The organism is Bradyrhizobium sp. 62B, from assembly GCF_030272265.2.
Classification (GTDB): Bacteria; Pseudomonadota; Alphaproteobacteria; order Rhizobiales; family Xanthobacteraceae; genus Bradyrhizobium.
On record NZ_CP092841.2, the window covers coordinates 2,357,510 to 2,381,766 of the forward strand.

Annotated in this window: 20 protein-coding genes; 13 read left to right on the forward strand and 7 right to left on the reverse strand. The window is 66.0% G+C overall.

Translation table 11 applies throughout. The annotated features are described in order from the left end of the window. Window positions 1–7: 7 nt before the first annotated feature. From ML401_RS11135 to ML401_RS11150, 4 genes are all read right to left on the reverse strand, one after another. Window positions 8–1,171, reverse strand: a complete 1,164-nt coding sequence (locus ML401_RS11135; RefSeq protein WP_285811959.1) for an SMP-30/gluconolactonase/LRE family protein — start codon at window positions 1,169–1,171, stop codon at window positions 8–10. A 116-nt stretch (window positions 1,172–1,287) separates the two neighbouring features. After that, window positions 1,288–2,202 (reverse strand): SDR family NAD(P)-dependent oxidoreductase, encoded by a 915-nt coding sequence (locus ML401_RS11140; protein ID WP_194407049.1) that lies wholly within the window; start codon window positions 2,200–2,202, stop codon window positions 1,288–1,290. Window positions 2,203–2,207: 5 nt separating this feature from the next. Beyond that, the gene (locus tag ML401_RS11145) at window positions 2,208–3,347 is read right to left on the reverse strand and encodes a thiolase (RefSeq protein ID WP_211417732.1); all 1,140 of its coding nucleotides are present in this window, start codon (window positions 3,345–3,347) and stop codon (window positions 2,208–2,210) included. 3 nt (window positions 3,348–3,350) lie between these two features. Continuing rightward, on the reverse strand, window positions 3,351–3,764 hold the full coding sequence (locus tag ML401_RS11150; protein WP_285811961.1) for a Zn-ribbon domain-containing OB-fold protein: 414 nt from the start codon (window positions 3,762–3,764) through the stop codon (window positions 3,351–3,353). Between the two features lie 177 nt (window positions 3,765–3,941). Between ML401_RS11150 and ML401_RS11155 the strand changes: the two genes are divergently transcribed. The 5 genes from ML401_RS11155 (at window position 3,942) to ML401_RS11175 (ending at window position 8,861) form a co-directional block, all read left to right on the forward strand. Continuing rightward, on the forward strand, window positions 3,942–5,291 hold the full coding sequence (locus tag ML401_RS11155; protein ID WP_285811962.1) for an amidase: 1,350 nt from the start codon (window positions 3,942–3,944) through the stop codon (window positions 5,289–5,291). Then, window positions 5,284–5,970, forward strand: a complete 687-nt coding sequence (locus ML401_RS11160) for a DUF2848 domain-containing protein (RefSeq protein ID WP_285811963.1) — start codon at window positions 5,284–5,286, stop codon at window positions 5,968–5,970. The genes ML401_RS11155 and ML401_RS11160 overlap by 8 nt, the downstream gene beginning before the upstream one ends. A 179-nt stretch (window positions 5,971–6,149) precedes the next feature. Further along, a complete protein-coding gene (locus ML401_RS11165) occupies window positions 6,150–6,896 on the forward strand; it encodes a 2OG-Fe(II) oxygenase (RefSeq protein WP_285811964.1) in 747 nt (248 codons plus the stop codon). A gap of 9 nt (window positions 6,897–6,905) precedes the next feature. Beyond that, window positions 6,906–7,559, forward strand: coding sequence for a DNA oxidative demethylase AlkB (alkB, locus tag ML401_RS11170; protein ID WP_285811965.1), 654 nt, complete (start codon window positions 6,906–6,908; stop codon window positions 7,557–7,559). A gap of 57 nt (window positions 7,560–7,616) precedes the next feature. Next, window positions 7,617–8,861, forward strand: a complete 1,245-nt coding sequence (locus ML401_RS11175; RefSeq protein ID WP_285811966.1) for an MFS transporter — start codon at window positions 7,617–7,619, stop codon at window positions 8,859–8,861. Here the strand turns inward: ML401_RS11175 and ML401_RS11180 are convergent. The 3 genes from ML401_RS11180 to hpaH all read right to left on the reverse strand — a co-directional run bounded on the left by ML401_RS11180 (window position 8,839) and on the right by hpaH (window position 11,788). Beyond that, entirely contained in the window at window positions 8,839–10,467 is a 1,629-nt protein-coding gene (locus ML401_RS11180) for a thiamine pyrophosphate-dependent enzyme (RefSeq protein WP_285811967.1), read from the reverse strand. The two genes, ML401_RS11175 and ML401_RS11180, sit on opposite strands and share 23 nt — an antisense overlap. 85 nt (window positions 10,468–10,552) lie before the next feature. Then, window positions 10,553–10,951, reverse strand: a complete 399-nt coding sequence (locus ML401_RS11185; RefSeq protein WP_194407057.1) for a 5-carboxymethyl-2-hydroxymuconate Delta-isomerase — start codon at window positions 10,949–10,951, stop codon at window positions 10,553–10,555. A gap of 30 nt (window positions 10,952–10,981) precedes the next feature. Further along, window positions 10,982–11,788 carry a 2-oxo-hept-4-ene-1,7-dioate hydratase gene (gene hpaH, locus ML401_RS11190; protein ID WP_211417725.1) on the reverse strand — a complete coding sequence of 269 codons (807 nt, stop codon included), beginning with the start codon at window positions 11,786–11,788 and terminating at the stop codon, window positions 10,982–10,984. Between the two features lie 111 nt (window positions 11,789–11,899). Between hpaH and hpaR the strand changes: the two genes are divergently transcribed. The 8 genes from hpaR to ML401_RS11230 all read left to right on the forward strand — a co-directional run bounded on the left by hpaR (window position 11,900) and on the right by ML401_RS11230 (window position 24,078). Next, on the forward strand, window positions 11,900–12,418 hold the full coding sequence (hpaR, locus tag ML401_RS11195; RefSeq protein ID WP_194407059.1) for a homoprotocatechuate degradation operon regulator HpaR: 519 nt from the start codon (window positions 11,900–11,902) through the stop codon (window positions 12,416–12,418). A gap of 114 nt (window positions 12,419–12,532) precedes the next feature. Continuing rightward, the gene (locus ML401_RS11200; protein ID WP_194407060.1) at window positions 12,533–13,309 is read left to right on the forward strand and encodes an HpcH/HpaI aldolase/citrate lyase family protein; all 777 of its coding nucleotides are present in this window, start codon (window positions 12,533–12,535) and stop codon (window positions 13,307–13,309) included. A gap of 171 nt (window positions 13,310–13,480) precedes the next feature. After that, entirely contained in the window at window positions 13,481–15,004 is a 1,524-nt protein-coding gene (locus ML401_RS11205; protein WP_259205246.1) for a UxaA family hydrolase, read from the forward strand. A 228-nt stretch (window positions 15,005–15,232) separates the two neighbouring features. Further along, entirely contained in the window at window positions 15,233–15,751 is a 519-nt protein-coding gene (locus tag ML401_RS11210) for a PAS domain-containing protein (RefSeq protein ID WP_194407062.1), read from the forward strand. After that, window positions 15,729–17,033 (forward strand): methyl-accepting chemotaxis protein, encoded by a 1,305-nt coding sequence (locus ML401_RS11215; protein WP_285811968.1) that lies wholly within the window; start codon window positions 15,729–15,731, stop codon window positions 17,031–17,033. The genes ML401_RS11210 and ML401_RS11215 overlap by 23 nt, the downstream gene beginning before the upstream one ends. A 335-nt stretch (window positions 17,034–17,368) precedes the next feature. Further along, window positions 17,369–20,638 (forward strand): DUF2126 domain-containing protein, encoded by a 3,270-nt coding sequence (locus ML401_RS11220; RefSeq protein ID WP_211417722.1) that lies wholly within the window; start codon window positions 17,369–17,371, stop codon window positions 20,636–20,638. 27 nt (window positions 20,639–20,665) lie between these two features. Beyond that, complete coding sequence (locus tag ML401_RS11225; protein ID WP_285811969.1) at window positions 20,666–23,203, forward strand: circularly permuted type 2 ATP-grasp protein; 2,538 nt, start codon at window positions 20,666–20,668, stop codon at window positions 23,201–23,203. Next, on the forward strand, window positions 23,200–24,078 hold the full coding sequence (locus ML401_RS11230) for a transglutaminase family protein (protein WP_259205251.1): 879 nt from the start codon (window positions 23,200–23,202) through the stop codon (window positions 24,076–24,078). The genes ML401_RS11225 and ML401_RS11230 overlap by 4 nt, the downstream gene beginning before the upstream one ends. Window positions 24,079–24,257 lie beyond the last annotated feature (179 nt).

Here is a 24,257-nt window from a genome sequence, read left to right on the forward strand (position 1 = left end):
CGCTACCTTACGGCTTCATCGCGCCCTGCACGCTGGTGTAGACCGCATAGAGCGAGGTCGAGCCGCAAATATAGAGCCTGTTGCGCTGCTGGCCGCCGAAGCAGAGGTTGGCCACGGTCTCCGGAATGTGGATCTTGCCGAGCAATTCGCCCGATGCCGTATAGCACCGCACGCCGTCCTCGTTCGGATCGCCCCAGCCGACCGAGCACCAGACCCGCCCTTCGGTGTCGCAGCGGACGCCGTCGGTGATGCCAGGCTTCGGCATCTCGGCGAAGACCTTGCTGTTCGAGACCTTGCCCGCGGCGACGTCCAGGTCGAACACGCGGATATGGGATGGATTGTCCGGCCCGTCCGTGAAGCCGGTGTCGCAGATGTAGAGCTTCTTCTCGTCCGACGAGATGGCGAGCCCGTTCGGCTCGACGAAGTCGTCGACGACGACCTTGACCTCGCCGGATTTCGGATCGACCCGGTAGACATTCTTCTTCTCCTGCTCGGGCTCGGCCTTGATCCCCTCGTAGAACCCGCCGATGCCGTAGGCGGGATCGGTGAACCAGATCGCGCCGTCGGCGGTGACGACTGCATCGTTCGGCGAGTTCAGCCGCTTGCCGTTGAACTTGTCGGCGATCACGGTGATCGAGCCGTCGAGCTCGGTTCGCGTCACGCGCCGGCCGCTGTGCTCGCAGGTGATGAGGCGTCCTTCGCGATCGATGGTGTTGCCGTTCGAGTTCATCGAGGGCTGACGATAGACGCTGAGGTGACCGTCATCCTCCGAGAAGCGCATGATGCGGTTGTTCGGGATGTCGCTGAACAGCACATAACGGCCTGCCGCGAAATAGACCGGCCCCTCCGCCCAGCGGAAGCCGGTCGCGACGCGCTCGACCGCCATGGTGCCTGCGAAGGCGGGAAAACTGGATGGGCCGAACGTCGGCGGCCCTTTCTTGGCGGATTCCAGGCGGGCATCCGGGTAGCGGCTGCCGGGCAACGGTCCGAGCGGCAATGGCGCCGTCGACATCGTCGGCGCGCCGGTCTGGCCCAGGGGCGCCACGGAAGCAGCGCCGGCCGCGCCGATGCTCATGCCCGTTGCCGCGACTGCCGCGGCGCCCTTCAGCAGGGTGCGGCGGGCGAGAACGGGTTCGCCGGAATCGGTGATGATAGGCTGGGGTATCGTCATGGTCGCCTCCCGATTTTTTTGTTGGGAGGAGACCATCCGCCCGCATTCGGGCGTAAAGCGGGCGATCTCCGGCCGAACAACCGGAGATCGCAATGCAGCAATAGAAGGGGATCCGGCTAGACGGGATCCCAGGTGAAGATGTCGGCGGAGCGGTCGAGCTTGTAGAACGAGCCCTTCAGCGCCGGCATGCCGTGTTCCGCGATCGACTGCGGCGTCCAGCCCTCGCTCCGCTGCACCGAGCGAATGGGGCGGTTCTGGCTGAACAGGAAGATCTCGTTCATGCGCACGCCGAAAATCTGCCCCGTGACGTCCTTGGCGGAATCGCCGAGCAGATAGCCGCACAGCGGGGCGATCTTTTCGGGCCCCATCTGCTTGATCTTTTCGACCCGCGCCTTCTCCGCTTCAGTCTCCGTCGGGATGGTGCCGATCATGCGCGTCCAGGCGAACGGCGAGACGCAGTTGGAGCGGACGTTGAAGCGGCCCATGTCGAGCGCGATGGACTTGGAGAGGCCGACGATGCCGAGCTTGGCGGCGGCGTAGTTGGCTTGTCCGAAATTGCCGATCAGGCCCGAGGTCGAGGTGAAGTGCACGAAGGAGCCGCTCTCCTGCTCGCGGAAGATCCGCGCCGCGGCGTGGCTGACATAGAACGAGCCCATCAAATGCACCTTGATGACGGCCTCGAACGCCTCGACGCTCATCTTGTGGAAGATCATGTCGCGCAAAATGCCGGCATTGTTGACGACGCCGTCGAGCCGGCCGAAATGATCGGTCGCGGTCTTCACGATCTTGCTGGCGGGAATGGCTTCCGCGACGCTCTCGAAATTGGCGACCGCCGTGCCGCCGCGCTTCTTGATCTCCTCGACCACTTCCTCGGCCGGTGCCGCGTTCGAGCCCGCGCCGTCGGAGGCGCCACCGGGATCGTTGACGACGACCTTGGCGCCTTCGCCCGCGCACAAGAGCGCAATCTCGCGCCCGATGCCGCGGCCTGCGCCGGTGACGATGATGACCTTGTCCTGCAGTGATTTGCTCATGGGGATTACCTCTCGTTCGTAAACACGATCGTGCCCGACGCGGCGAACATGCCGCCGACGCCATGACACACCGAAATTGTCGCGTTCGGCACCTGCGCCGGCGCGATGCCGCGCATCTGTCGCACGCTCTCCTGCAGCGCGTACATGCCGTACATGCCCGAATGCATATAGCTCAATCCGCCGCCATTGGTGTTGAGCGGCAGTTTCCCGCCGGGCCGCGTATTGCCGTCCGCGATGAATTTTCCGGTCTCCTCATGGGGCATGAAGCCGAGATCGCCGAGGCCGAACAGCGGCAGATGCGCAAACGCATCGTAGATCATGAGATGATCGACATCTGCGTGCGTAATGCCAGCTTCCTTGAAAGCGAGGGGACCTGCGGTCTTGAACGCCCGCGAGGAGTTGAACGTCTCCATCTGGCTGACCATCGGCGTCTCGACGCTCTCGCCGGTGCCCATGATGTAGACCGGCTTGCGCGGAAAGTCCTTGGCGCGGTCGGCCGAGGTCAGGATCAGCGCGCCGCCGCCATCGGTGACGAGGCAGCACTGCAGCAGGCGGAACGGATAAGCGATCATGCGCGAGTTGAGAACGTCGGCGACGGTGATCGGGTCCTTCATCATCGCGCGCGGATTCTTCGCCGCCCATTCGCGCTGCACCACCGCGACCGAAGCCAGCTGCTCGTGGGTGATGCCGTAGGTCTTCATGAAGCGCAGCACGGGGATCGGGAACATGCTGGGCGGACCGTAGACGCCGTAGGGCGCCTCGAACTGGCCTTGCAGGCTATCGGCGGGGATCGAGCGCGGCGCCTTGCCGATCATTGACTTGCCGCTCTCGGCATGGGTGATCAGCACGGTCTTGCACAGCCCGGCCTCGATTGCTGCCGCGGCGTGACGAACGTGCAGCATGAACGAGCAGCCGCCGACCGAGGTGCCGTCCACCCAGGTCGGTTTGATGCCGAGATAGTGGCAGACCTGCTGCGGCGTCTCGACCGCGGTGGCGAAGCCGTCGATGTCGGACAGCTTCAGCCCGGCATCCGCGATGGCATTTAGCGCCGCATCCGCGTGAAGCTGGAGCTGCGACATATTCGGGATAACACCGAGCTCGGTGGTCTCGGCCGCACCGACGACGGCAACCTGGTTCTTGCGCATGGCTTACCCCTTCGCCGGACGGAAGACGGGAAGGGTGATCTTGTCGTCGAGCGCCTCGAAGGCGACTTCGAGCATCATGTCGAGCTCGAGCGCCTCCGGCGTCTGCGGGCAGTCGATGATGTTGCTCATCATCCGCGGCCCCTCGGCAAGCTCGACCACGGCGATCGCGTAGGGCGGCGTGAAGCCGGGCGCGGCGGGCCGGTGGTTGATCACGTAGCTGTAGAGGAAGCCCTTGCCGCTCGCCTTGAAGATGCTGACCTTGCGCGAGGCGCAGGACGGGCAGAACGGGCGCGGCGGGAAGTAGACATGCGCGCAGGCGTCGCAGCGCTGCAGGCGCAGTTCGCCGGCCTTCGTGCCGTCCCAGAAATGCTGGGTCTCCGGCGTCGGTTTCGGTCGCGCGCGCTGCGGTTCGGCCATCTCGGCGGCTCCTCCAAGAGACAGGCTTGGCGCCCGCCTGTTTCGATCTTGATGCGACAATCGGCTATCGTGCGTCAACGGTCCAGCAATACGCATGCATGCCATCATGCGCACAATGCTTGTGTCGAACTCAGCCAGCGCTATAGATTGCGCGCGACAATATTCCGTGAGACAGACATGCCCGATTTTCCGACACTGGCAAAACTCGCCGAAGACCTCGAAAGCGGCCGCACCACCTCCCGACAGCTGGTCGAGGCGTGCATCGCCAGGATCGCCGATCCCTCGGGCGAGGGCCGGCGCACCTTCCTCCATGTCGACAAGGACGCTGCGCTTGCCGCGGCGGATGCGATGGACGGCTTGCGCAAGGTGAAGGCGGCGCCGTCGCGCTATGCCGGCATTCCGGTCTCGATCAAGGATCTCTTCGACATCAAGGGCCAGGTGACGCGCGCCGGCTCTCGCGCGCTCGACGATTCGCCGCCGGCCGAGCAGGATGCTGCGACGGTGGCGCGGCTGCGCAAGGCCGGCTTCGTCGTGATCGGCCGCACCAACATGACCGAGTTCGCCTATTCCGGCATCGGCATCAATCCGCATTACGGCACGCCGAAAGGCGCCTGGAACCGGGCTGCCGGCCATGTGCCGGGCGGCTCGTCCTCGGGCGCGGCGGTGTCCGTGCTCGACGGCATGGCACATGGCGCCCTCGGCACCGACACCGGCGGCTCCTGCCGGATTCCCGCGGCCTATAACGGTATCGTCGGCTACAAGCCGACGCAGCGGCGCGTGCCGCTCGACGGCTCGGTGCCGCTGTCGTTCTCGCTCGACAGCATCGGGCCCTTGGCACGATCGGTCAGCTGCTGTGCCATTCTCGATGCCGTGCTCGCGAACGAGCCGATCACTGCGCTCAAGCCGCGCCAGGTGAAGGGCATGCGGTTCGCGGTGCCGACCACCATCGCGCTCGACGACCTCGACGCAGAGGTCTCCGAGACCTTCGAGCGCGCGCTGAAGACGCTGGCCGACCACGGCGCCATCATCGAGCGCATCGAGATGGCCGAATTCCACGACATCGGACCGATGAACGCCAAGGGCGGCTTTGCCGCGTCCGAGAGCTATGCCTGGCATCGCTATCTCCTAACGTCGAAGGGCGACGTCTACGATCCCCGCGTCTCCGTTCGTATCATGCGCGGCGAGGCGCAGAGCGCGGCCGACTACATTGATCTGCTCAACGAGCGCCGCTCGCTGATCGCCCGCGTCAATGCACGCATCGCGCCCTATGACGCGCTGGTGCTGCCGACCACGGCCAACACGCCGCCGAAGATTTCGGATTTGGCCGACGACAAGGCGTTCACCACGCAGAATTTGCGCGCGCTGCGCAACTGCACCCTGATCAACATGATCGACGGCTGCGCCATTTCGCTCCCTGCGCATCGCCAGGGCGACGTTCCCGTCGGCCTGATGCTGGCTGGTAGCGGTGGTTCGGACCGCCGCATCTTCGAACTTGCTGCCGGCATGGAGGCCGTCATTCGTGTTTGACCTCACTTTCACCGTCGACGCCCAGGATACCACCACGCCGCTGACGCTGGCGATCGACCAGATGGTCATCGCCGGCTGGACCGGCCGCGATCCCGTCGCGCGCGACAAGCACATCAAAGAGCTGCAGGAGATGGGCATCGCCCCACCGGCCTCGACGCCGATCTACTACCGCGCCTCGGCGCGGCGGCTGACCCAGGACAACAGCATCGAATGCACGGGCGGCGATTCCTCCGGCGAGGTCGAGTTCGTGCTGATCGGCTGGCAGGGCCGCATCTTCGTCGGCTGCGGCTCCGACCACACCGACCGCAAGGTCGAGGCCTACAACGTCACGGTGTCCAAGCAGATGTGCGACAAGCCGATCGCCTCCACGCTGTGGGAGCTCGAGGACGTCATCGGCCATTGGGACAAGATGATCCTGCGCTCCTGGGCCACCATCAAGGGCGAACGCGTGCTCTACCAGGAGGGCACGCTGGATGCGATGCTGCCGGTCAAGGATCTCATCGCGCGCGGCTTCGACGGCAAGAAGTTCCCCGACGGCTGCGCCATGTTCGGCGGCACCTTCGCCGCCAAAGGCGGCATTCGCCCGGCCGAGCGGTTCGATTTCGAGCTCGAGGACCCCGTGCTGAAGCGCACGATCAGGCACGGCTACGACGTGACGACGCTGCCGGTGCGGGGCTAGGTTCCCTACGGGAATCGGGTGGTCGTAGCCGTTGCGTTCTGCCAAACACTCTTCGTCATTCCGGGGCGCGCCTCTTGGCGCGAACCCGGAATCCATCGTGGAGCAAATCGGTGGAGGAATGGATTCCGGGCTCGCGATTTCGTCGCGCCCCGGAATGACGGAGAGACAGGATCATCGCCATGGCAATCGCGAAACGTATTACCGATGTCGATGCTGCGCCCGATCTTGCATCGCACGTCGATGCCCTCGACTGGGCTCAAATCACCGCCGAGCTCGACTCCCAGGGCTGCGCCGTCCTGAAGAACCTGCTGACGCCGGAGCAGTGCCGCGCCGTTGCCGCGCTCTATCCTGACGACACGCATTTCCGCAGCCGCATCGTGATGGGCCGCCATGGCTTTGGCCGCGGCGAATACAAATATTTCTCCTATCCGCTGCCCGACCTGATCGCGCAATTGCGGCCGGCGCTGTACGCGCATCTGGAACCCGTTGCCAATCGCTGGAACGAAGCGATGGGGATCGACATCCGCTATCCCGCCGTGCATGCCGCTTTCCTCAAGCGTTGCCACGAGGCGGGGCAAGCGCGGCCGACGCCGCTGCTGCTGCAATATGAGGCCGGCGACTTCAACTGCCTGCACCAGGACCTCTACGGCGAGCACGTGTTCCCGCTGCAGGTCGCGATCCTGCTGTCCGAGCCGGGCCGCGATTTCACCGGCGGCGAGTTCGTGCTGACCGAGCAGCGCCCGCGCATGCAATCGCGCGCAGAGGTGGTGCCGCTCGCGCAGGGCGACGCGGTCGCCTTCGCTGTGCATCACCGCCCGGTGCAGGGGACACGCGGCGCCTATCGCGTTAATCTGCGCCATGGCGTCAGCCGGATCAGGTCCGGTCAGCGCCACACGCTGGGTGTGATCTTTCACGACGCGAAATGAGCGGAGCCATTGACGGCTGATTTGTTCGACAGCGTTGCCGAGGCGCAGCCGTCGCGCGAGGAGATCGCGGACGGCGCCGTGCTGTTGCGCGGCTTCGTCACGCCGATCGAGAGCGAGCTGATCGACGCCGTGCGCGCCATCGTGGCGCAATCGCCGTTCCGCCGCATGACCACGCCCGGCGGCCACCTGATGTCGGTGGCCATGACCAATTGTGGCGAGCGTGGCTGGATCACCGATCACACCGGCTATCGCTACGATCCCATCGATCCCAGAACCGGCGCGCCCTGGCCGGCGATGCCGCCGGTGCTGCGCGATCTCGCTCGCCGCGCGGCGGAGCAGGGCGGTTTTACGGGCTTCGCGCCCGATGCCTGCCTCGTCAACCGCTACGAGCCCGGCACGCGGCTGTCGCTGCATCAGGACAAGGACGAGCTGGATTATTCGGCGCCAATCGTCTCGGTCTCGCTCGGGCTGCCCGCGACCTTCCTGTTCGGCGGCCTCGCCCGCGCCGACAGGCCGCGCCGTTTCCGGCTGGTCCACGGCGATGTCGTGGTCTGGGGCGGCCCGTCCAGGCTCGCCTATCACGGCGTCGCGCCGCTCGCCGACGGCGAGCATGCGTTGCTCGGGCGGAAGCGGATCAATCTGACCTTCCGCCGAACGCGCTGAGGCGTTTCCTCGCCCGTTTGGCTCGTCTAAGCTCGGGACCGGGGGGAGGCGGCTGACATGACGACCATCGAGCACACGGCGGGTGCCGGGACGGCTAATCGCACCGGCCTTTATCTGGCCGCGCTGCAATTGGTGTTCACGCTGGGCTGGACAACTTACGTCATCTACCTGCCGAAGCTCGCCGCAGAGGTCGGCATCGCGCCGTCGGCAGTCATCCTCATCTTGATGCTGGATCAGGCCATCTTCACCATTGCCGACACCGCGATGGGAATCGCCGCCGACAAGCTCTCGCCTTACGTCGGCCGGCTCGGCCTGTTCGTCGGGATCGTCACCGCGATCTCCTGCGCCGCGTTCGTGGCGCTGCCCTTCGTCGCCGGGGCCGGTGCTGCGGCGCAGGGCTGGTTCATCGCCCTGATCGTGGTCTGGTCGGCGACCTCCTCGGCGCTGCGCGCGCCGCCGCTGACCTTGCTCGGCAAGCACCGCGCCAAGCCACAGATGCCGTTCCTCGCGGCGCTGGCGATGCTCGGCTACGGCATCGCCGGTGCGGTCTCGCCCTATCTCGGCGTGGTGCTGCGCGAGCACGACGCGCGGCTGCCCTTCGTCATCTCCAGCGTGGTGCTGCTGCTCACGGCACTCGGGCTGTCGCGGATCGAGCACGACGTGGCGCGCGACACCATCCCGCCGAGGCCCGACGAGGCGGCAAAGCCGCTCGGTCTCGTGCCGATCGCCTTCATCGTCGCGATGGTCGCGCTCGCGCTCGGTTACCAGTTGCACTTTGCCATGAACAGCGCGCCGGCCTATCTGCGGTTCGCGGCATCCGGCGAACTGCAATGGCTCATGCCGGTGTTCTGGATCGGCTTCAACATCGCGATGTTTCCGGCGAGTCTCGTCGTCAAGCATCGCGGCGGCCTGATCGTGATGGGCGCCGCAGGACTGCTCGGCGCGGTCGCGATCGCGGCGGCGGAACTCGCGGGCAGCCTCAACACGCTGATCGCGGCGCAGTTTCTCGCCGGCGCCGCATGGGGCTGCATGCTGATGAGCGCGATCTCGGCTGCGCTCGCGATCGGGTCGACCGGCGCCGAGGGCAAGGTCACGGGCCTGGTCTTCTCCGCGCTCGCGCTCGGCACGTTCGCGCGCATGGCGGCCGTCGCTGGCGGCCTGCAGAAGATGCCCGAATACGCGCCGCTGCTGCACTGGGCGCCGGTCGCCTGCTGGTCGGTCGCAGGCGCGGGCGTGCTGGTGATCGCGGCGGCGCGGCTACAGGGCGGCGGTGCTCAGATCAAGGCTTCGGCGGGTGGATGAACGCCCACGGGCTGACTTCGGAATCCCTCGTCACCTCCACCGAAATCAGATACGGCCCGCCATGGCTAAGCGCCTTCTCCATCGCCGCCTTGAACTGGTCCGGCGCGGTGACGCGCGCCGCCGCGACGCCAAAGGACTCCGCGAGCTTGACGAAATCCGGATTGACCAGATCCGATGCCACCACGCGGCCGTCGAAGCGTTCGCGCTGGTCGCGGCGGACATTGCCGTAGGCGTTGTTGTTGAACACCAAGGTCACCACGCCGATGTTGAACTGCACCGCGGTGGCAAGCTCCTGCACGCCGAACATGAAGCCGCCGTCGCCGGTGATGGCGACCACCGGCTTATCGGGATTGGCGACCTTGGCGCCAAGCGCGGTCGGGAAGCCCGAGCCGAGCGTGCCCTGGTAGCCCGACGTGATGAAGGTGCGCGGCTGGTAGATCGGAAAACCGTACCAGGAGGCGAAGCCGAACTGCGACAATTCATCGGTCACGATCGCATTCGCCGGCAGCACCTCGCGCAAAATGTTGAGATAGGCCATCTGCGGCTGGATGCGCTGGATCTCGGCCTGCGCGGCCGCGGTGGCCTCGCGGATCTCCTCCCGCCGCCCACGCGTCCGCGCAAAGCCGGCTTTCTTCACCGCCGTGACCAGGTCGGCCGTGCCGGCTTTGGCATCGGCGACGATGGCGGTATTGACGGCGAGACGGCGCATCTCTGCCGGGTCGATGTCGATGCGAATGGATTTGAGGCCGCTCGGCTGATAGGGCCAGCGGAAACCGGACGCCGGCAGCTCGGCGCGCGTGCCGATCGCGATCATCAAATCGGTCGTGGGCCACAGCTTGTAGGCCGCGGCCATGGTCAGGCCGAGCTCATGCGCGTTGGAGACGATGCCGCGCCCGCTGCGGAAGGCGACGACGGGCGCATCGATCATCTCGGCGAGTTCGAGGATCTCCTCGCCGGCCTCGATCGCGCCGCTGCCGACGAAGATCATCGGCGCCTTGCTGGCCTTGATCAGCGCCGCCGCCTGCTTGACCAGATCGGGATCGGGTTGCGGGGAGGGCAGCGGCTCCAGCACCCGGGCCGCCGAAGTTGCGGCGCGCTGCGTGAAGACGTCCCAGGGCATCTCGACCGAGGCGGGGCCGCGCCGACCCGAATTCATCTCCTGGAAGGCGCGCGCCACGATTGTCGGTGCGTTGGCTGGATATTCGATCCGGTCGGCCCATTTCACATAGGTGCGCAAGGTCGCGAGCTGGTCCGGCATCTCGTGCAGATGGCCGCGGCCCTTGCCCAGGAATGGCGTCGGCACCTGGCCGGTGACGCACAGCACCGGCTCGTTGCAGCCGAACGCGGTGAGCAGCGCCGCACTGGCATTGAGCACGCCGGGGCCGGGCACCACGCTGAACACGCCGGGCCTGCCGCTGGAGCGCGCATAGCCGAACGCCATGTAGCCGCAGGCCTGTTCGTGCCGCGCGCCGATCACCTTGAGCTGGGCCTGGTGAAAGGCGTCGAACAGGCCGTAGACCTGGGCGCCGGGCAGGCCGAACACGGTGTCGACGCCGTGGGCGACCAGGCCGCTTACGATTGCTTCGCCGCCGGTGAGGGTGGTCATTGCGCTAAATCCCATTCAATTGCGGTCGGGTATTCTCGACACTGGCATTTTGACAGAACTCGGACGCCCGCGGCTTCGAAAAACATCAACCCGCTTGTGCATCCGCTTTCAGGGCGTCGTGGATGTTGTTGCGCTTCCAGCTGGTGTCCTTGTCGTTGATCTGCATGTCGAATGACAAAGCGAACTTGCTGGCGGCGAAGACGGGATCGAGATGGCGCGAGAGCGCCTGGAAGACGTGCTCGCCGGCCTGCTGTCGCGTCTTGAGGTCGCGGCCCTCGCCGATGCGGAGCACCATGTCGAGAAAGCCGTAGTCCTGCCTGGCGTCGGCGATCGCATAATGCTCGCAGCGGATGGCGCGGACGCGGATGCCGCCGAGCGGGAAGATGCCGGTCTCGACCGCCGCCTTGCGCACGACTTCGCACACCAGCTTCATGTCGAGACGGCCATCGAGATTGGCCGAATATTCGATCGTGAAATGCGGCATCGCGTTTTCACTCCCTGTCGTCTTGTTGCCTTACGCGAAGTAGCAGCTCACCGAGCCATAGGCGCCATAATCGGCCTGAATTGTGTCGCCCTTGCGGGTCTCGATCGGACGGATGAAGGAGCCCGCGAGCACGATTTGGCCCGGTTCGAGCGCGAGCCCAAGCGGCGCGATCTTGTTGGCGAGCCACGCCACGGCGGTCGCCGGATGATTGAGCACGCCGGCGGCAAGGCCGGTCTCCTCGAGCTGGCCGTTCTTGAAACACAGCGCACCGATCCAGCGCAGGTCCGCGTCGAGCGGGCGGATCGGCCGGCCGCCGAGCACGATGCCGGCATTCGCCGCATTGTCGGCGATGGTGTCGAAAATCTTCCGCGTCGCTTTCGTGGTGGGATCGACGCGCTCGATCCGGGTGTCGAGGATTTCCAGCGCCGGCACGACGAAGTCGGTGGCGTTGAGCACGTCGAACAGCGTGCAGTCGGGGCCTGAGAGGCGCTTGCTCATGACGAAGGCGAGCTCGGCTTCGACCCGCGTCGCGATGAAACGCTCGGTCGGCACCAAGCCGCCATCGGCAAAGAACATGTCGTCGAGCAGCACGCCCGAATCCGGCTCGTCGATGTTGAGTGCGCTCTGCATCGCCTTCGAGGTCAGGCCGATCTTGTGGCCCTTGACGGTGCGCCCCTCCGCGATCTTGACGTCGACCCAGGCCTTTTGAATCGCGTAGGCGTCAGTGATGGTAATGCCGGGGAAATCCTGCGAGAGCTGCCGGATCTGCGTACGGGTCTTCTCCGCCTGGTGCAGACGCCTCGCGCAGGCTTGGATATCGTCGTCGGAAAGCGCCATTTGTGATCTTACAAATTGAGGTGCCGCGAGATGCTTAACATGTTAAATGAATGCGTCAAACCCCATTTCGGCTTGCTGCACCGCAAACTTGCTGCGGTTTGAAAGGGCATCATGGTGAAGAAACCGGCTGATCCAGCGAACGGAAGCGTGTCCGCCACACGCCAGGTGCCGATGCGTGATTTCTCGCGCTCGCTGCCGATGTCGCTGCTGCGGGCCCGCGAGGCGGTGATGCGGCAGTTTCGTCCCTCGCTGCGCGAGCACGGCTTGACCGAGCAGCAATGGCGTATCCTGCGCGCGCTGGCGGCGATCGAAGCGGTCGAGGTCACGGAACTCGCGCGCACGGCGTTCCTGCTCGGACCGAGCCTGTCACGCATCCTGCGCGATCTCGAGGCGCGCAATCTGATCGAGCGCAGAATCGCGAAAGCCGACCAACGCCGCAGCATGGTCTCGATCTCCAAAGAGGGGGTGAAGCTGATGGCCGCCGTGGCGCCGAATTCCGAGGCGATCTATGCCGAGATCACGCGACGCTTTGGCGCACGCAAGCTCGCCGAATTGCAGGACATGCTGAGCGAACTCGAACACAGTCTTGCCGGGCTCGGAAGCGCGGATGACACCCTCGCGGAGGGGTGAACCCAGATATGCGCGCGTGCGCGGCGAGAGCCATGGACATTCACGCTTTTTTTCGCTCAAAGTGCGGCCGAACCCGATCCGCGGCGAGTGAAAGCAACAGGGAAGGAAAGCAACGTGGGCAATAAGGTCAAGGACATCTGGAAGTCGGGCAAGGCCGTGGTCAACGCGTGGCTGGCTATTCCCTCCGGCTTCTCGGCCGAGATGATCGCGCAATGCGGCTTCGACAGCGTCACCGTCGATATGCAGCATGGCGTGCAAGACTATCTGTCGATGGTGCAATGCTTCCAGGCGATGGACAAGCATCCGGTCACCCCGATGGTCCGCGTGCCCTGGAACGAGCCCGGCATCATCGGCAAGGTGCTCGACGGCGGCGCCTATGGCGTGATCTGCCCGATGGTCAACACGCCGCAGGAAGCCAGGAACCTCGTCTCCTATTCGAAATATCCGCCGCAGGGCGTCCGCTCCAACGGCCCGATCCGCGCCGGCATGTACGGCACCGCGGGCTCCTACCAGAAGACCGCCAACGCCGACACCATCCTGCTGCCGATGATGGAAACCAAGACCGCGGTCGAGAACATGGAAGCGATCCTCGACGTCGAGGGCATCGACGGCGTCTATATCGGCCCGTCCGATCTCGGCTTCTCCTACGGCCTCGAGCCCAAGCTCGACCGCTCGGAGCCCGAGATCCTCGCGATCTACGAGAAGATCATCAAGGAGTGCGGCAAGCGCGGCCTCAATCCGGGCATCCATTGCAGCGGCGCCGAAGGCGCAGCGCGCGCCATCAACATGGGCTTCAAGCTGGTGACGCTGTCGAATGAGGTCGGCCTGATGACAACCTACGCCAAGATGCAGGTCAATGCGACCCGCAAGGATTCCGGCGGCAAGGCCTGAGCTAACGTCGGGTGTCCCGGACGCGGTGCAGCGCAAAGCGCTGCTCCGCAGAGCCGGGACCCAGTCGTTGTCAAGCACATGACGTAACACTGGGCCCCGGATCTGCAGCGCACCGCTGTCGCGCTGCGCAGCGTCCGGGGCACGATACTTGAAGACCCAAGGAGACCTCCCATGACCATCAGCCCCGTCATCCGCCTGCATCCAGATGATGGCGTGCTGATCGCGCGCGCCAGCCTGCCGCCGGGGACATTGGTGGCCGACGGCGTGACTACGGTCGAGCGCATTCCCTCCGGCCACAAGGTCGCGATCAAGCCGTTCGCTGTGGGCGAACCCGTGATCCGCTACGGCCAGATCATCGGCTTTGCGACCCAGGCCATCGCACCGGGCCAGCACGTGCACGTGCAGAACATCGGCATGGGCGATTTCGCCAAGGACTATGCCTACTGCGCCGACGTCAAGCCGACACCGAATTTCGACCTGCCGGCAACGTTCGAAGGCATCCGCCGTCCGGACGGCCGCGTCGCCACCCGCAACTATATCGGCATCCTCACCTCGGTGAATTGCAGCGCGCATGTCGCAAGCCTCGTCGCCGACGTCTTCAAGAAGAATCCCTTCACCGGCGACAATCCGCTGGCCGATTTCCCTAATGTCGACGGCGTGGTCGCGCTGACCCACAAGACCGGCTGCGGCATGACCCAGAACGAGCCGCTCGCGCTGCTCCGCCGCACGCTCGGCGGCTATGCGCGGCACGTCAATTTCTCCCACGTCATCGTGCTCGGCCTCGGCTGCGAGGTGAACCAGATCGGCGGACTCATGGAAGAGCAGAAGCTCGCCGGCCGCCTGCGCGCGATGGACATCCAGGAGGTCGGCGGTACCCGCAAGACGGTGGAGGCGGGCATCGCCTTCGTGCGCGAGGCGCTGGCGGATTCCAACAAGGTCAGGCGCGAAACCGTGCCGGCAAGCGAACTCACCGTGGCTCTGCAATGCGGAGGTTCAGATGGCTATTCCGGCGTGTCGGCCAATCCGGCGCTGGGTGCGGCCAGCGATCTCATCGTGCGCCACGGCGGCACCGTGATCCTGTCGGAGACGCCGGAAACCTACGGTGCCGAGCATCTCTTGACGCGCCGCGCCGTCAGCCGCGAGGTCGGCGAGAAGCTGGTCGATCTCATGCGCTGGTGGGACGACTACACCGCGCGCGAAGGCGCCGAGATGAACGCCAATCCGAGTCCCGGCAACAAGGCCGGCGGCCTCACCACCATTTTGGAGAAGTCGCTCGGCGCGATGGCGAAGGCCGGCACCACCAATCTCGTCGAGGTGCTGCGCTATGCCGAGCCCATCACCAAGAAGGGCTTTGTGTTCATGGACACGCCCGGTTACGACCCGGTCGCGGCGACCGGCCAGGTTGCCGGCGGTGCCAACCTCGTCTGCTTCACGACCGGTCGCGGCAGCGTGTTCGGCTGCAAGCCGGCGCCCTCGATCAAGCTCGCCACCAACACGCCAATGTACACGCGCATGGAAGAGGACATGGATGTCAATTGCGGCACCATCCTCGAAGGAGAGGAGAGCGTTCAGGAATGCGGCCAGCGCATCTTCGACCTCATCCTGAAGACGGCCTCGGGCCAGCCGACCAAGAGCGAGAGTTTTGATTTCGGCGGCGCCGAGTTCGCGCCCTGGGTGCTCGGCGCGACGATGTAGTCGCGCTACGCACGGATGCAATCGCGATGCAGTCGCAATTGAATCAAGTGATAACGCCGGCGTGTGCAATTGCGCCAGACGCAACGATCGCTCGCTAAGTAATGATACGGAGGCGCGTATCGCGCCCGCAAGTTCCCAAGCTTACACCTGATTAACACTGTTGCCGTAGACAGGGCGTGATGCGGCTCCACAGCGTGGTGGGGCCGGCCTTTGTTTAGGGATCAGACGATGCAAGCGATACGTCCTACTGGGGTGGAGAATCTCCTCGGTGAGGAGGAGCTGATCGTATCGAAGACCGATCTCAAGGGACGCATCACCTACGCCAATGACGTCTTTCTGCGCATGGCGAAATATCCCTGGAAGCAGCTGATGGGCGCGCCCCACAGCCTGATCCGCCATCCCGACATGCCGCGCTGCGTCTTCAAGCTGCTGTGGGATACGCTCCAGGCCAAGCAGGAAATCTTCGCCTACGTCGTCAATCTCGCCGGGGATGGCAGCCATTATTGGGTGTTCGCCCATGTCACCCCGACGCTTGACGATCGCGGCAACATCATCGGCTATCATTCCAACCGGCGCAGGCCCGATCCGGCGCCGGTCGAGAAAATCAAGCCGATCTACAAGGCGCTCTGCGCCGAAGAGGCGCGCCACGCCAATGCCAAGGACGGCATGCGTGCGAGCTTCGACGTGATGGTCGGACTGCTCAAGCAAAACGGTGTCGGTTACGATGAATTCGTGCTCTCTCTCTAAGGCGCAGGGAGCGACCGCGCTCGCGTGTGTTGTTGCCGTCGTTGCTTTTGTTCTCTCTGTTATCGGTGTGACCGGAGTGGCCAGCGCCGCATTGCTCGGCGCGACGATCGCGCTGCTCGGCTATGGGCTCTGGTGCCAGCATCGCGCGGCACTGGCCGTCGACGAAGTTGCAGATGTCTGCCGCAAGGCGGCGCGCGGCGATCTCGAAGCGCGGGTCCTGAGCGAGCGCCAGGCCGGGCGGATCGGCGCCATCCAGAAATCCGTCAACGACATGCTCGACATCACCGACGCCTTCGTGCGCGAGGCTTCGGCGTCGATGGACTATGCCAGCCGCGGCAAGTATTTCCGCAAGATCCTGGCGCGCGGATTGCCCGGCTCGTTCCGCCGCTCGGCCAGTGTGATCAATGCCGGCACCGACAGCCTCGGCCGCCGCGTGGTCGAGATCGCGGGCCTCGCCCAGCAGTTCGGCACGCATCTCGACGACGTCGCAGGCAGCCTCATGAGCGCCGCGACAGATCTCGAATCCGACGCCGGCCAGATGGCGGCCGCGGCGGAGATGACGAGCCGCCAGACCTCCGGCATGCGCAACGCATCCGATCAGGCCTCGAGCAACGTCGCGACGGTGGCGAGCGCCGCGGAGCAACTCACATCCTCGATCGCGGAGATCAGCCGCCAGGTGGAGGGCTCGACCACCAGCACCGGCCGCGCCGTCGATGAGGCCAATCGTGCCGGCAGCGAGATCCGCATCCTTGCGGATGCCGCGCTGCGGATCGGCGACGTCGTCAAGCTGATCAGCGAGATCGCCGAGCAGACCAACCTGCTGGCGCTCAACGCCACGATCGAGGCGGCGCGGGCGGGCGAGGCCGGCCGCGGCTTCGCGGTCGTCGCCTCCGAGGTCAAGAGCCTCGCCAACCAGACCGCGAAGGCGACCGAGGAGATCAGCGCCAAGGTCGGCGAGATGCAGCAATCGACGACCAATTCGGTCGCAGCCGTCGAGGCGATCGCACAGACCATCGCCGAGATCGACGGCATCACCGCGAGCATTGCGGCCTCGATCGAGCAGCAGGGCTCCGCGACCCGCGAGATCGCCCGCAACGTCCAGGAGGCCTCCGCCGGCACCTCACAGGTCTCCTCCAACGTGACAGGCATCAGCGAAGCCGCCGCCGATACCGGCCGCGTCGCCAGCCGCGTCAACAGCGCCTCCGAGCGCGTCCACGGCGAAGTCGAGACGCTCCGCCGCGAGGTGACGCAGTTTTTGCAAAGGCTGACCTCGGCGGCGTGAGGCTTTCGCGGAGAGGACGGCGCCGTCTTTCCCTCCTCCTTGTGGGAGAGGGTGGCTCGCCGCGTAGCGGCGAGGCAGGTGAGGGGTTCTCTCCGCAAGTGATCCTGCACCGAGTTTGCAGAGACAGTCCCCTCATCCGGCGCCATAGCGGAAGCTTCGCTTCGGCGTTCTTAGGAACGGCGGCTGAAGGCCGCCTATGCCACCTTCTCCCGCAAGGGAAGAAGGAAGAAAGCACCCAGCCGCATCTTACCTAGGCACCCGCTGCCCGTTGTTAGTGCTTGATCGCACCCACATCAGGTGTTCTGCTCAAAAAAGCTGCTGGAGCACCGCACCCCGTGTCGATCTACGTCGCTTTGCATCATGTCACGCACTACAAATACGACCGCCCGATTGACCTTGGTCCGCAGACGATCCGCCTGCGCCCGGCGCCGCATACGCGTACGCCGATCCTGAGCTATTCGCTCAAGGTCACGCCATCCAACCATTTCGTGAACTGGCAGCAGGATCCGCTGGGCAATTGGATCGCGCGTTACGTCTTCCCGGAGAAGACGACCGAATTGAAGATCGAGGTCGATTTCACGGCGCAGATGACTACGGTCAACCCGTTCGACTTCTTCGTCGAGCCCTATGCCGACAGCTTTCCGTTCGAATATCCCAGGGATCTCAAGACCGAGCTCGCACCCTATCTCGAGACCATCAAGCCCGATCGCCTGTTTGCGAAATATCTGGATACGATCCCGCAGGACGCTCCGAACACCGTCAACTTCCTGGTCGAGCTCAATCGCGAGCTGCAGAAGAAGATCCGCTACATCATCCGGATGGAGCCGGGCGTGCAGACGCCGGAGGAGACGCTTGCCTCGGGTGCGGGATCATGCCGCGACTCCGCCTGGCTGCTGATCCAGATCTTCCGTCATCTCGGGCTCGCCGCGCGCTTCGTCTCCGGCTATCTGATCCAGATCCGCCCCGACATCGACCCGATCGAGGGCCCGCCGGAGGTGGAGAACGACTTCACCGACCTTCACGCCTGGGTCGAGGTCTATCTGCCCGGCGCCGGCTGGATCGGCTTCGATGCGACCTCCGGCATGCTGGCGGGCGAGGGCCACATCCCGGTTGCCGCCACGCCGCATTATCGCTCCGCCGCGCCGATTTCGGGCGGCGCCGGCTTTGCCGAGGTCGAGTTCGCCTTCGACATGAGCGTGAAGCGCATCCGCGAGGCGCCGCGCATCACAAAGCCGTTCTCCGACGAATCCTGGGCGCGGCTCAACGATCTCGGCGAGCAGGTCGACGGTGATCTCGCGAGCGCCGATGTGCGGCTCACCATGGGCGGCGAGCCGACCTTCGTCTCGGTCGACGATCTCGAAGCTGCGGAGTGGAATACGGAAGCCGTCGGCCCGACCAAGCGCGCGCTCGGCGATGATCTGATCCGCCGCTTGCGCACGCGCTTCGCGCCCGGCGGTCTGCTGCATTACGGCCAGGGCAAATGGTATCCGGGCGAGAGCCTGCCGCGCTGGGCCTTCGGCCTGTACTGGCGCAAGGACGGCGTGCCGATCTGGAAGAATGCGGACCTGATCGCCAGGATCGAACATCCGCGCCGCGCGGAGGTGAAAGACGCCGAGGCCTTCATGGAAGGCACCGCGGCCCGGCTCGGCCTCGATCCCGGCTACATCATGCCGGCCTATGAGGACACCGCCTACTGGCTGCAGAAGGAGGCCGAGCTTCCTTTCAATGTCGATCCCTCCGACTCCAAATTGTCCGATCCGGAAGCGCGCGCACGGATGGCGCGCGTGTTCGACGAGGGCCTCAACACGCCGCGCGGCTTCGTGCTGCCGGTGCAGCGCTGGAACGCGCCGCCGCGCTGGCGCAGCGAGCGCTGGCAATTGCGGCGCAATCATCTGTTCCTGATGCCGGGCGATTCACCGTTGGGCTTGCGCCTGCCGATCGGCTCGCTCGGCTACGTCCCGCCGAACCAATATCCCTACATCGTCGAGCAGGACCCGATGGAGGCCCGCGGCAAGCTGCCGGTGTTCACGCTTGCGGCGCGTCCGGAATCACCACCGCGGGCCGCCCCTGAAAACCTCAACACGGCCGTCCCGGTGCGCACCGCGATGTCGGTGGAAGTCCGCGATGGCGTCATCTGCGCGTTCATGCCGCCGGTCGAGCGCATCGAGGATTATCTCGAACTGGTCGCCGTGCTCGAAGCCACCGCCGAGGAGATGCAGCTCCCGGTTCACGTCGAAGGCTATCCGCCGCCGTTCGATCCGCGCATCGAGGTGATCAAGGTGACGCCCGATCCCGGCGTGATCGAGATCAACATCCAGCCGGCGAAGAATTGGCGCGAAGCGGTCGAGATCACCTCCGGTCTCTATGAAGACGCCGGCAAGGTGCGTCTCGGCGCCAACCGTTTCCTGGTCGACGGCCGCCACACCGGCACCGGCGGCGGCAACCATGTCGTGATCGGCGGCTCAAGCCCGCAGGACTCGCCGTTCCTGCGCCGGCCGGATCTGCTGAGGAGTCTCGTGCTGTATTGGCAGCGGCATCCCTCGTTGTCCTATTTCTTCTCCGGCCTGTTCATCGGCCCGACCAGCCAGGCGCCGCGCATCGACGAAGCCCGCCACGACAGCATCTACGAGCTCGAAATCGCGCTCTCGCACGTGCCGCCGCCGGGGTACCAGACGCCGCTGTGGCTGGTGGACCGCCTGTTCCGCCACCTGCTGGTCGACATCACCGGCAACACCCACCGCGCCGAGATCTGCATCGACAAGCTCTATTCGCCGGAGGGGCCGACGGGCCGGCTCGGCCTCGTCGAATTCCGCGCGCTCGAAATGCCGCCCGATCCGCGCATGTCGCTGGCGCAGCAGCTATTGATCCGCGCGCTGATCGCGAAGATGTGGCGCGAGCCGCAAGCTGGCAAGTTCGTGCGCTGGGGCACCGCGCTGCATGACCGCTTCATGCTGCCGCATTTCATCTGGGAAGATTTCCTCGACGTGCTCGGCGAGCTCAAGCAGTTCGGCTACCCCTTCGAGCCGGAATGGTATCTGGCCCAGCTCGAATTCCGCTTTCCCGCCTTCGGCCGCGTCCATCACGGCGGCGTCACGCTGGAATTGCGCCAGGCGCTGGAGCCCTGGCACGTGCTGGGCGAGGAGGGTTCGGCCGGCGGCACCGTGCGCTATGTCGATAGCTCGGTCGAGCGGCTTCAGGTCAAGGCGGAGGGCTTCGTCGAGGGCCGCCACATCGTCACCTGCAACGGCCGCCGCCTGCCCATGACCTCGACCGGCCGCTCGGCCGAGGCCGTCGCCGGCGTCCGCTTCAAGGCCTGGCAGCCGGCCTCCGGCCTGCACCCGACCATCCCGGTCCACGCACCGCTGACGTTTGACCTTATTGATACCTGGAACGGCCGCTCGCTCGGCGGCTGCGTCTACCACGTCGCCCATCCGGGCGGGCGAAGCTACGATACCAAGCCGGTCAACACCTATGAGGCCGAGGCGCGGCGGCTGGCGCGCTTCCAGGACCACGGCCATACCCCGGGACCGGTCCAGCCGCCGCCCGAGGAACGCACAAATGAGTTCCCGCTGACCCTCGACTTGCGGACTCCGCTCCTGCAATGAGTATGATGGTGGGGCAGGGAGAGGCGCATGGCCGAGGGCGCAGCCGAAGAGAACGACAAGGCGGGTAGGGCGCCAAGTCAACGTGATGGCCAACGTGAGAGCCAGCGCCGCCTCGCGCAATGGGTCCGCGACTATCGCCGGCTGCCCGGCATTCCCGACGAGTTCTTGGGGTCGGACGGCGCCCCGCGCGGGGTCTGGAGCCGCTTCTTCGACGCCTTCGGCGCGCTCGCGCCCGACGAGATCGAGCGGCGATTCGGCATGGCCGACCGCCACCTCCGCGAGGCCGGCGTCACCTACCGCGCCCCCGGCGACAGCGCCGACCGGCCCTGGGCGATCAGCCATCTGCCGCTCCTGATCGACGAGACCGACTGGCGGCAGCTTTGCGCCGGCATCACCCAGCGCGCCGAGCTGCTCGAGCGCGTGCTGGCCGATATCTATGGCGAGGGCCGGCTGGTCGCCGAGGGGGCGCTGCCCGCGGCCGCGATCGCCGGCAGCCCGGAATACCTCCGCCCCGTCTGTGGCGTGCCGCCGCCGGGTGGGCGCTATCTCTCGCTCTATGCCGCCGATGTCGGCCGCGGTCCCGACGGCCGCTGGTGGGTGCTCGGCGATCGCACCCAGGCCCCATCAGGCGCGGGCTACGCGCTGGAGAACCGCCTGGTGCTGTCGCGCGCCTTCTCCGACCTCTACAAGTCGATGAACGTGCCGCGCGTCGCGCCGTTCTTCGAGGCCTTTCGCGACTCTCTTCGCGCACGCGCCGACCGCGACGAGCCGCGCATCGGCGTGCTCACCCCCGGCAGCTTCAGCGAGACCTATTTCGAGCACGCCACGCTGGCGCGCTATCTCGGCTTCCTCCTGGTCGAGGGCGACGATCTCGCCGTCAGCGACAACCGCATCCACATCCGCACCGTTGCCGGCCTCAAGCGGCTCGACGTGCTCTTACGCCGCGTCGATTCCAATTCGCTCGATCCGCTCGAGCTCGATGCGTCCTCGCATCTCGGCGTGCCCGGCCTGATCGACGTGCTGCGCAAGGACGGCGTCGTCGTCGCCAACATGCCGGGTTCGGGCGTCCTGGAGGCGCGGGCGCTGCTCGGCTTCCTGCCGGCGCTGAGCCGGCGCCTGCTCGGCGAAGAGCTGAAGATGCCGCATATCGCGACCTGGTGGTGCGGCCAGCGCAGCGCGCGCGAGGAGGTGCTGGCGCGGCTCGACGAGGTCGCGATCGAAGGCGCCTATCGGCGTGGCGTACCCGGTTTCGACCGCGCAGGGCCGGTGCTCGCGAGCGAGCTCGATGCAAGCGATCGCCAGCGCCTGGTCGACGCCATCACCACGCGCGGCATGGACTATGTCGGCCAGGAGGTGGTGCGGCTTTCGACCATGCCGGTGTGGGAGCAGGGCCAGATCACGCCGCGTCCTTTCGTGCTGCGCGTGTTCGCCGCCGCAACGCCCGACGGCTGGGCCATCATGCCCGGCGGCTTCTGCCGCATCGCCGAACAGCCGGATGCGCGCGCGGTGTCGATGGGCGACGGTGCGCGCGCCGCCGACGTCTGGATCGTCTCCGACAAGCAGGTCTCGACCGCGACCTTGCTGCCGGCGACCGACAAGGTTCGCATCCGCCGCATCGCCGGCGTGCTGCCGAGCCGGGCCGCCGACAATCTGTTCTGGCTCGGCCGTTATCTCGAACGCGCCGAGGCGACGCTGCGCCTGGTGCGCGCTTTGGGCTCGCCGAGCGGACCCAACAAGGGCACCGCGGCCTCGCTGCAATCGGCCGAGCGCATCCAGCGCCTGCTGGTGGCCTGGGGCGCGGTCTCGCAGACATCGCGCACCGCGTCCGGGCGCATCGTGGCGGAAGCGCTGCAGAGCCCTGATCGTTTCGGCTCGGCCCTGTCACTGGTCCGCGCGGCGCAGCGCACGGCGACCTCCCTGCGCGAGCGGCTGTCGCCCGATGCCTGGCAGGTCATCACCGAGATGGCCGAGCGTCTGGCGTACGAAGTCGAGGACGACGACAGCGTGCTGAGCGCGGCCGAGCTGACCTTGCAGGAGCTCGCGAGCTTCGCTGGCCTCGCGCAGGAGAACATGAACCGCGCCGCCGGCTGGCGCTTCCTCGACATCGGCCGCCGCACCGAGCGCGCCATCAACACCACGCGCTTCACGCGCCAATTCGCCTATGACGAGGCCGGCGACGAGGACCTCGACATCCTGCTCACCCTGGTGGATTGCCAGATCACCTACCGCTCGCGTTATCTGCTGGCGCCGATCCTGGCGCCGGTGCGCGACCTCGCCGTGCTCGACGGCTACAATCCGCGGTCGGTGGCGTTCCAGGTGACGACGCTGAACGAGCACATCGCCGCGCTGCCGAGCCTGAGGGAGCACGGCCTGATCGAGAAGCCGGAGCGGCTGGCGGTGGCGATGCAGGCGATGCTTGCGACGGCGGAGGCCGAGAAGCTCGAGGTCAAGACGCTGTTCGCGCTGGAGCAGGACCTGCTCAGCCTTGCGGATGCGATCGGACAGCACTACTTCCCGCATGGCCCCAATGCCGCCCGGCCGGAAAAGCTGACGGGGCTGGCGTGATCTACGACATTCGTCACGTCACCACCTACGAATACGAGAGTCCGGTCAGCTTCGCCCGCTGCACGCTGCGGCTCGAGCCCAGAAGCGGCGCCGGCCAGGAGCTGATCTCCCACAGTGTCGAGATCCGTCCGCGTCCTGCCGAGCGCAATGTGCGGCGCGATTTCTTCGGCACGCTGACCGAGAGCGTGGTGATCGAAGCCGCGCATCGCAATCTGCGGATCGATTCACGGTCGCGTGTCTCTGTCTCGCGGCAGCCGCCGGCGCGCGATGCAGCGAGCCCCGCCTGGGAGAGCATTCGCGACATTGCCTTCGAGGCGACCAGCCTCGGGCCGTCCTCTCCGATCGGTTATGTCTTTGCGAGCCCGCTGGTGCCGGTGCTCCGTCCAGTCAGCGCTTATGCGGCGGAAAGCTTTCCGCCCGGCGCGGCCATCCTCGAATGTGCCGTCGATCTGATGCACCGCATCCGCGGCGAATTTCGTTACGACCCGAAGGCGACGGTGATCTCGACGCCGCTGACCGAGGTCTTCGACAAGCGCCACGGCGTCTGTCAGGATTTTGCCCATGTGATGATCGCAGGGCTGCGCGGGCTCGGTCTGCCGGCGGCCTATGTCAGCGGCTATCTGCGCACCATTCCGCCGCCGGGCCAGCCGCGCCTGCAGGGCGCCGACGCCACCCACGCCTGGGTCTCGCTGTGGTGCGGTGCGGTGCTGGGCTGGGTGGATTTCGACCCGACCAACGACCTCTTGATCGGCAACGACCATATCGTGCTCGCCGTCGGGCGCGACTTCTCCGACGTCTCGCCGATCGACGGCATCATCGTCGGCTCGCCCAAGCAGAAGCTCGGCGTCGCCGTCGACGTGTTGCTGGTGGAATGACCGCGATCACCGTCCCGCAGCCCGCTCCCGGGGTGTAGCGAGACGTTAGCGCAACCGTGATGTCGCACAGCACAACTGCAACATTTTTTCGTGTTCTCGTTCCAGCATTTGGTTACTCGGCCCAAGATGGGCTATGCTGGCGTCGCGTCGAGAACAATAGAGACTTCGGGAGATGGCAT